This window comes from Acidocella facilis ATCC 35904 (assembly GCF_000687875.1).
Taxonomy (GTDB): domain Bacteria; phylum Pseudomonadota; class Alphaproteobacteria; order Acetobacterales; family Acetobacteraceae; genus Acidocella; species Acidocella facilis.
This window is the reverse complement of the sequence record NZ_JHYG01000032.1, coordinates 1-7976: the sequence shown is the minus strand read 5'-3', so window position 1 is coordinate 7976 and position 7976 is coordinate 1. Positions and strand designations below refer to the sequence as shown.

Genomic DNA, 7976 nt, shown 5'->3' with positions numbered 1-7976 from the left:
GCTGGCATGGTGTTCGCCGGGCCTTGGTGCATGGGGTTTGTCGCCGCGATGAAATTGCGCTGGAAGGCGTGGGCGCCATTACTCAACGCAAAAAACATTCAATACGGCCTCCTGCTGCCAATCCTGCTCTACTGCGCCGACGAACTGGCTATCCCCGCCGGGCCGCCGCCCAAAGGCATCGACATAAAATCGTACCTCAAGACCGCCTATCACGACATACCCATCGTCGTGCCAGCAATCAGAGACTTCTGGATGCCCCAGCGCGTCGCAGAGACATCACGGTAAAGTCCAGCCCCATGCAGTGGGGGCCTCGCATCGGTTACGGAGTATGAGAGCAAAGTCGTTGCATTGATAAAAAATATTCAAAGCGAATGGCGCAATGGCCGCGAGGCGCACGAGCTCATCAAGCCCATTCACTCAGACAGGTCTCCTATTGATTTGGAAAACCGAAATGAGACCTGCGCGCGCCCTGTTTCCGATATCCCCCCTGCGAGGCGGACCGTTTCTCCAGCATGGCATACGCTTAAGGGGGCATTTCTCGCGGATAAGCCTGGTTTGGCCGCGAAGACTGTCGGATAAAAGCCGCTGGTTAGAGCAACATCCGATCAAACGGACTCGTTTGATCGGATAAATTGCCTCGTCCAAAAGACCAGAGCGTGTTCCGCGATCCAATATGAGCCGAATAGGCTCTAGATACGGAAATACGCCTCACCGCCCAGGTCGGAGAGCAGGCCTGGATGTGTCGGTCGCCAGCCCAGGCTTTCCCGGGTCAGGTCACTGGAGGCGGGATTGTCATAAGCGACGAAAGGGGCGAGCCAACTGAAACGCCGTGCTGCCTGCCCAGGCGTCATGCTGACCGTAGGTAAGTTCAACCGCCGCCCGATCACCTCGGCGATTTGGCGGAATGGAACACCCTCATCGGCAACGCCATGATATCGTGCGCCCGGCTGTCCCTCCTCCAGCGCCAGGCGGAGCAACCGCGCCGCATCGAGACGGTGAATGGCGCTCCATCGGTTTTCACCGTCGCCGACATAGGCTGAGCTCTTGTGCTTGCGGGCGGTGGCGATAAGCCTCGGGACAAGACCATGATCGCCCTCGCCGTGAACCGAAGGCGCGAGCCGGACCATCGTCGCGCGCACGCCCCGCGCGGCCCAGCCCTTGACGGCCGCTTCGGTCTGCGACCGCATCCAGCCGGGAGAGCGCGGATCCGGCTCCTGCTCTTCCTTCGCCGTTTGCCCAGCTTCCATCCCCATGGTGCCGAACACTGTCACCAGGGGCCGGCCTGAAGCCTCAAGCGCGCTGGCCAAGGCGTCAATCGCGCGGCGATCAGCCGCGGTAATCGCCGCGCCGAACCGATTGACGATGTGCCTTGGCGAACCGCCGAGGATCAGGCCAAGCCGTCGCCCGAGCGGAATGTCACCTGGGCCGTGGATGAAGGCGAGGTGGATGACGCCATCGGCCGCCGCTGCCCCCGCGCGTAGCGTGTCGGGCGCGTGAAGCGATCCCGCATGGACCTTCGCGCCAAGCCTCGTCAAACTTTGCGCGGCGTCAGCCGAACGCGCCAGGCCAGTGACGTGGTGCCCGGCCCCGATCAACTCTTTGACAACCGCTTGGCCTATAAAGCCGCTGGCGCCAGTGACGAAGACATGCATGCCAAACTCCTGATGATCTGAGGCCAGCCTATCGACCAGGCTTAGGACGTGCTATTATCAAAACTCCATGTTTGATGATTGAGCGTCTAGTTGGATCCTTTGTCGCAAATTATCGGCCTGCTGCGGCCGCGCGAATTGAGTTGGCGTATGATCGCGGTGCGCGCGCCCTGGGCCATCGCTTTTCCCGCGGTGGAGGCGGTGGTGTTCGGCCAGATGATCGAGGGGACATGCACGCTCGTACGAGGCGAGACGACGCTGACACTGCATCCTGGCGACTTCATGATGATGGCCTGCCCGCCGGACTGGGTGATGCGATCGGATCCGCAGGTCGAGCCGCTCGGGCTTAAGGCGTTGTTTGCCGATCCCGCAGCGTTTCAGGCGGGGGATCGCGCCACGCCAGAGGTCCGTTTCCTGGCCGGCCATTTCCTCTTTGCCGAACCCAACGCCGGTCATATCGCCGGTCTGCTCTCGCCGATCGTCCATATCCGCGCGGCCGATGTGGCGGCGCAGCGGCTGGGGCGATTGCTGAGCCTGCTGGACGACGAGGCAACAGCGGACCGGCCGGGCCGGTCCCTGGCGCTGGATCGCCTGCTGGAGGTTATCCTCGTGGAAGCACTGCGCCATCGCGCTGATCAAGTGGATGGCATGCGGCCGGGACTTCTGGCGGGTTTGGCCGATCCACGGATCAGCCGCGCGCTACGGGCGATTCACATGCAGCCTTCGTGCGCCTGGAGCGTGGCCCAGTTGGCGCGGGAAGCGGGTATGTCGCGCGCGGGCTTCGCGGCCCGCTTCGCGCAGATCATCGGCGTTTCGCCCATCGGCTATCTCACGGTCTGGCGCCTGTCGATTGCCAAAGCCGCTCTGATTTCCGGCAAGCGCCCGATGATTGAGGTGGCCGAGATCGCAGGTTATGGGTCCGTCAGCGCGTTCAGCGCGGCGTTCAGCCGCGCCACGGGGCAGTCGCCGACGGTTTACCGGCAAATGGCGGCGGACTGGGCTTAGCGTCCAAACTTATCGCGGCCAACGCCATCAACAAGCGGGGAGCCAGGAGTGCAGCCAGAGACGGCGCCAGGCTGCAATGTGACTTGGTTCTCCCCCAAGCTCTGCAGCCGGTCAGGCCGGTAATACAACGCTCTTTCCGCCATCGGCCATGGCGATTGCGCCGACCATGAAGCTGGCCCGATCAGATGCCAGAAAGGCAATGACCTCGGCAATCTCGGCTGGCTGCGCAGCGCGGCCAATTGGCGCATGCGTGCCGTATTCCGCCAGCGCTGCATGGCCGTCTTGATGAATATGGTTCAAGATATTGGTGACTGTATCGCCAGAGCCCACGGCATTCACGCGGATGCCATGATCGATCGCCTCAACCGCGAGTGTCCGGGTGAACTGAGCCAGCGCGCCCTTGGACGCGGCATAGGCTGCGATTGAAGGGAATGTCTGGAAACAGGCATAAGAACCGACATTGACGATGCTGCCGCTCCGGTTTGGCTTCATTGCGTGCATGGCTGCGCGCGCGTGCAGGAACACAGCTCGGATATTGACCGCAAATATCCGGTCCCAGTCCTCTAGCGTCATCTCCATAACCAGCTTGTTGATGATAATGCCGGCATTATTGATAAGGATATCCAGCTTTCCGAACTGGCCGATGGCTAGTTCAACGGCCTGTTGCGCAGCTGCTTCTTCCGTCACGTCGGCAATAAGCGGCACGATCCCGTCTCTGGCAAGTTCGTTAACCTTCTCGTCACGATCCTCGGCGATGACGCGGGCGCCACGAGCGTGCAGCAGTTCCACCGCGGCCCGGCCAATGCCACTGGCGGCGCCGGTAACGATCGCAACCTTGCTGGTAAATTCAGAAATGTTGAAGGTCTGTTCCATCAAAAGCTCCTTTGATTTGCAAAGGGCTATTTAAAGTGCCTGCATCATCAGGTTAATACTGAACCATCCGAATGGGTTGTACGGAAAAGAGGGTATAATCAGCGAGGCTTTACGCTCTCTCGTACAGCGGCGATGAAGGCGGTGGCCGCCGCGGAGCGATGGCGCTGGGGCAGATAATAAAGCATAAATCCAGGGAAGCCGGCGGCGTAATCGGTCAGCAGCGCCACGAGGCGACCATCATTCAGATAGGGTTGAATTTCGCTCTCAACCCAGAAAGCAATGCCCGCCCCGGCGGCTGCGGCGTCGATCGTTGCCCGCTGATCGTTGATTACCAACGGGCCGGATATAGGCACGGAAAACCAGCTTCCACGCTCATAGAACTCCCAGCTATATAATGTGGCGTGTCCTGGCCAACGGAAACAAATGCAGAGATGGTCGCGAAGATCCCTTGGATGTTGCGGAACCCCATGCTTTGCAAGATAGCCAGGCGCTGCAACGGCTATTTGCCGCAGTTCAGAGTGCAGAGGAAAGGCGATGACATCCCGTTCGACCAATTCTCCCAGCCGTATCGCAGCATCGAATCCACTCGAGGCAATATCAATTGCAGCATCGTCAATTTGGATATCCAAAGTGATTTTGGGAAAGCGCTCGGCAAAGCTTGCCAGAAACGCGCGTAGAAACAAGTCGTAACCAAGCCGTTGCGCATGCACACGAACGTGCCCAGCCGCTTCGCCGCTCGCAGCCCTGGCCTCAGCGATTGCCGCTTCGATCTCCGCCGAGGCCTCGCTGAATCTGGAGGAAAGCCGGGCGCCAGCCGGGGTTGGGCTGACACTGCGCGTGGTTCTGTTAAGTAACTGTGTGCCGAGCTTTTGCTCGAGGCGGCGGATTGTTTCGCTGAGGGCGGAGCGGGACACCCGCAATTCCCGTGCCGCTCCAACAAAGCTGCCATTATCAATGATGCAGCGTAGCGCCCTGAGGTCCGCGTAATTTCCATTGGTCATACGCTAAGGTCTTAAACGAAGTTTCATCAGTCAATAGGCGTTCTTTTGTCTTTAGCTAAAACATTTATAATTCGATGAGAAAAGCAAGGGATTCCCGAGATACGAAAGAAAAATGCGTGAATGTCTCCGTTGCGATGAAAGATCTGATACCGCAAATTGTAATATAAATGCCTCCCGGTGGTGCTCTCCAACGATATTGAAGCTGAACTCGTCGAATTTAGAGAAATTTGAACGTACTATGTTTGTACATCATTTGAAGCCTCGGTCGGAAAAGACATGTTTTCCGACCGAGGCGCATGCAATTCCGCAGTCGTCAGACGGCCTTATGCCGGAGACTAGCCAATCTCAAGGAGCGTGTGGTTGTCTAGCGATTTGACCCGCGATGACACTGGTTCCTGTCTAAGGCCGGCGGTACGGCGAGACGGCGCTATTGTGGCTCGTCAGATTTGCTCAGAACATTAGACTTGTTTTGACCATGTGACGGCGTCAGCCCCGGCCGGAAGGCGCGTTGGGACGGCATCATCCGTGGCGGCTCGCCAGATCGCCTCCGCGACGTCCAAAGGTCGGGTAAATTCCTCATGCGCGCCCATCAGGCCCGCAATGACGGCCTGGCCCAGCGGGGCGTAGGGTTCTGGAAACTCCAGCGCACCTGGGCTGAGGGCGCGGGCATTCTCGCCGAAGCGGGTCTCTGGAGCAAGGCCAGGGAGAACGAGTTTCACCTTGATGTTGAAAGGCTCAAGCTCCAGCGCAAAGGACTCGGTAAAAGCGTTCACTGCCGCCTTGCTGGCCGTATAGACCGAGAGCAGCGGCAGCGGGCGTAAAGTCACGGTCGAGGTGACGTTGATGATGGTGCCGGACTTGCGCGCCCGGAATTGCGGCAAAACAGCTTGAATCATCGCCATGGTGCCGAAGGTGTTGGTCTCGAAGATACGTCGGATGATATCGATCGGCGTGCCTTCGAGTGCGTTCAGCCAACCGATACCTGCATTGTTCACGAGCACGTCGATATCGCCAGCATCGGCGATGGCCTGCGCGATGCTGCTCTGGTCTGCCACATCGAGCTTCAACAGTTGCAGGTTGGAGGTAGGGGGAATAACGTTGTCATCCGGGGTGCGCATGGTGGCGATGACCCGCCAGCCACGTTCGAGAAAATATTTCGCGGTCTCCAGGCCAAAGCCCGAAGAGCAACCGGTGATGAGGATGGATTTCATGATGTGTCCTGCGGTGAGTACCGAAAGAAGATAGATCGGCATGCCAGGACGGTATATAATAAGAAGTCCGTATTTCATTTGAATGAGTCCAGATGACTGATCCTCTCGCTGAAATCGTCGCGTTGCTCCGGCCCCGGATGAAGTTTTCCAAAGTGGCCAGCGGCGCAGGGCCGTGGCGGCTGCGTAAAGAGGGGGATGGCCATCTTTTCTATGGTGCCGTGGTGGAAGGGAGTTGCCGGCTGCAAGTGGAAGGGCGCGAGGCGTTGACACTGGGCGTGAATGATTTCGTGCTGATTCCCGCCGCGGTGGATTGCATCATGATGAGCCTGCATCCTGAGGCGGAAGAGACGCCCTTCTCTGAGCCGGTACGTTTGCCGTCCGGTGAGTTCAGGTTGGGAGATCTGGATGGGCCGGTCAATGTACGGAATTTGATCGGGCATTGTGAATTTTCTTCGCCGGATGCGGCGCTGCTGGTCTCGCTCCTGCCGGAATTGGTGCATGTTCGGGGCCAGTCAAACCTGGCGACGCTTGTGGCGCTGGTCGGGGAGGAGGATCGTGCAAATAAGCCGGGGCAGCAGGTCGTGTTGGCGCATCTGCTGGAGGTGGTGCTGATCGAAGCCTTGAGATCAGCCGCCGAAATTGGGGCGTCACCCGGGCTGCTGCGCGGCCTGGCGGATGAAAGGCTGGCAGTCGCGATCAGGCGAATGCACGAAGCGCCAGAACGGGCTTGGAGTGCAGCGGATCTAGCAAAGGAAGCCGCTTTGTCCCGCTCGGCGTTTTTCGAGCGTTTTAGCCGCGAGGTGGGGCTGGCGCCGATGGAATATTTGCTGACCTGGCGGATGGCGTTGGCAAAAACTCTGTTACGAAATGGCGGCAGGGTGGCGGCGGTCGCGGCACAGGTGGGCTATCAGTCAGCCAGTTCCTTCAGTGTGGCTTTTTCGCAGCGCGAGGGTGTGTCTCCTGCGCGTTATGCGCGAGAGGCTGCGCAAAGGGCGTCCTTGTCATAGGCCTGTGCGAGTTTCCGCGACCCGCGGCACATGAAACAACTCGGCCTGCAGATGAGCCGGCCGCACAAAATCGCGATCTGATGATGTGCATGCAGAAGCTTGTCTTTTTAGTTTAGTTTGAAGTTGTTTCGGGAGGTCGGGTGCTTGCCGGCGGGATATGTAAGCCGACCTCCCGCGCGATTTGCCTACGAAACCGGCAGCTTAGGCGTTCAGCGCTTCGTGGACCGTTTGCGCCACAGGCGTTGTCGGCCGACCGATCAGGCGGCTGAGCGCGCCGCTCTCATCGAAGAGCGCACCATTGGCTGCTTTTGCATCTGCATCGGCCAGGAGGTCAGCGAGATCATCCGGCAAGCCTGCTGCGATAAGAGCGGTTTTGAAATCGATCTCGGTCATGTCCGCATAATCAATTGTTTTGCCAACTTGCCTCGATATTTCTGCGGCAAGAACCGATAAGGTCCAGGCGGTATCACCGGCCAACTCAAAGCTGGCCGGCGCCTCGCTCATTGTCAGTGCCACTGCTGCGGCCGCGGCATAATCTGCGCGCGCGGCCAATGAAATTTTACCGTCGGCGGCCGCACCTATCGTCTTTTTAATTTGGACAGCCGACTTTGCGGCTTCAATCACGGCTTGGTGATGCCGCATGCGGCCCCAGTTGAGGTTTGACGAAATCAGCAGAAGTCTGTTAACGCCCGCGAAGGCACGTGAACTGGTCGTGACGTTTACCGACAAAAACAGCTGTTTTGTCTCCGAGGCATCCGTTTGCCGCCTGCTCAAGGCGCATGATCTGATTGCCTCGCCGGCCTTCATCACCGTTAAAGCGGCTGATGAATTCAAAGTCAAAACCACTGCTCCCAACCAAGTCTGGCAGATAGACTTTACATATTTGAAACTCATCGGCTCGGGGTGGATGTATCTCTCAACTAGGGTCAAAACCCAATAATTTTGTTGATTTTCTAATGGTAGGGTGATTCCCTTTGTCCCGATTCGGGAGGGGATCATGCGACGGAACTTGTTTTGGCTATCGGACGAGCAGTGGGCGAAGATTGAGCCATTTTTACCGACTGATATTCGCGGCAAGGACCGCGTTGATGATCGGCGCGTGATCAGCGGCATATTGCACGTGCTGAAAAGCGGTTGCCGCTGGTGTGATTGTCCGCCCGAATATGGTCCGCCGACCACCATCTATAATCGGTTCGTCCGATGGGCAAAGCGCGGCGTTTGGGAAAGGTT

General features: G+C 58.6%; 9 protein-coding genes and 1 pseudogene. 5 read left to right on the top strand and 5 right to left on the bottom strand.

All coding sequences use genetic code 11. The annotated features are described in order from the left end of the window. Positions 1 to 285 (top strand): hypothetical protein (locus T331_RS20185; RefSeq protein ID WP_035180576.1); only part of this gene is annotated, 285 nt, incomplete at its 5' end. Positions 286 to 689: 404 nt separating this feature from the next. Here T331_RS20185 and T331_RS0116465 read toward each other — a convergent pair. Then, the gene (locus T331_RS0116465) at positions 690 to 1652 is read right to left on the bottom strand and encodes an SDR family oxidoreductase (RefSeq protein WP_026440814.1); all 963 of its coding nucleotides are present in this window, start codon (positions 1650 to 1652) and stop codon (positions 690 to 692) included. Between the two features lie 90 nt (positions 1653 to 1742). On the opposite strand from T331_RS0116465, the gene T331_RS0116460 reads away from it, so the two are divergent. Beyond that, positions 1743 to 2654 carry an AraC family transcriptional regulator gene (locus T331_RS0116460; RefSeq protein ID WP_026440813.1) on the top strand — a complete coding sequence of 304 codons (912 nt, stop codon included), beginning with the start codon at positions 1743 to 1745 and terminating at the stop codon, positions 2652 to 2654. Positions 2655 to 2765: 111 nt separating this feature from the next. Here T331_RS0116460 and T331_RS0116455 read toward each other — a convergent pair whose 3' ends face one another. The 3 genes from T331_RS0116455 to T331_RS0116440 form a co-directional block, all read right to left on the bottom strand. Next, the gene (locus T331_RS0116455; RefSeq protein WP_026440812.1) at positions 2766 to 3527 is read right to left on the bottom strand and encodes an SDR family NAD(P)-dependent oxidoreductase; all 762 of its coding nucleotides are present in this window, start codon (positions 3525 to 3527) and stop codon (positions 2766 to 2768) included. A gap of 98 nt (positions 3528 to 3625) precedes the next feature. After that, a complete protein-coding gene (locus T331_RS19710) occupies positions 3626 to 4528 on the bottom strand; it encodes a LysR family transcriptional regulator (RefSeq protein ID WP_035180571.1) in 903 nt (300 codons plus the stop codon). A gap of 458 nt (positions 4529 to 4986) precedes the next feature. Beyond that, entirely contained in the window at positions 4987 to 5781 is a 795-nt protein-coding gene (locus T331_RS0116440) for an SDR family oxidoreductase (protein WP_240376481.1), read from the bottom strand. A 50-nt stretch (positions 5782 to 5831) separates the two neighbouring features. On the opposite strand from T331_RS0116440, the gene T331_RS0116435 reads away from it, so the two are divergent. Then, positions 5832 to 6746 carry an AraC family transcriptional regulator gene (locus T331_RS0116435; RefSeq protein ID WP_026440809.1) on the top strand — a complete coding sequence of 305 codons (915 nt, stop codon included), beginning with the start codon at positions 5832 to 5834 and terminating at the stop codon, positions 6744 to 6746. A gap of 201 nt (positions 6747 to 6947) precedes the next feature. Here T331_RS0116435 and T331_RS18855 read toward each other — a convergent pair whose 3' ends face one another. Then, positions 6948 to 7370: a Rossmann-fold NAD(P)-binding domain-containing protein gene (locus tag T331_RS18855; protein ID WP_155992768.1), complete on the bottom strand. Its 423-nt coding sequence runs from the start codon at positions 7368 to 7370 to the stop codon at positions 6948 to 6950. A 70-nt stretch (positions 7371 to 7440) separates the two neighbouring features. On the opposite strand from T331_RS18855, the pseudogene T331_RS18850 reads away from it, so the two are divergent. Together T331_RS18850 and T331_RS19705 are read left to right on the top strand one after the other, a co-directional pair. Further along, positions 7441 to 7668 (top strand): annotated as a pseudogene (locus tag T331_RS18850) (IS3 family transposase); the annotation flags it as partial. Positions 7669 to 7743: 75 nt separating this feature from the next. Next, positions 7744 to 7976, top strand: a 233-nt coding sequence (locus T331_RS19705) for a transposase (protein WP_155992767.1), incomplete at its 3' end; no start/stop codon positions are given.